Source organism: Brevibacillus sp. SIMBA_040 (assembly GCF_046535075.1).
Lineage (GTDB): Bacteria > Bacillota > Bacilli > Brevibacillales > Brevibacillaceae > Brevibacillus.
The window spans coordinates 1-212 of sequence record NZ_JAWRXI010000473.1 but is presented as its reverse complement, the minus strand read 5'-3'; the positions used below and the strand labels follow the sequence as shown (position 1 = coordinate 212).

Annotated in this window: 1 tRNA gene; it reads left to right on the top strand. The window is 44.3% G+C overall.

The window, feature by feature from the left end:
* Position 1: 1 nt before the first annotated feature.
* A tRNA-Ala gene (locus tag SB752_RS33500) sits at positions 2 to 77 on the top strand.
* The last annotated feature ends 135 nt before the right edge of the window (positions 78 to 212 follow it).

Sequence of the window (212 nt, the reverse complement as noted above, 5' to 3'; positions counted from 1 at the left end):
TGGGGCTGTAGCTCAGTTGGGAGAGCGCCTGCCTTGCAAGCAGGAGGTCATCGGTTCGATCCCGTTCAGCTCCACCAAAAGAATAAATATGTTCCTTGAAAACTGGATAATGCATGTAATTGCTAAGGATATTTGAAGTGTAAGTACTTTTTAGTAATACACAAATGCAAGGATGGCCTGCTAAGTTCGTCTCATCCATGAGACAACGCAGA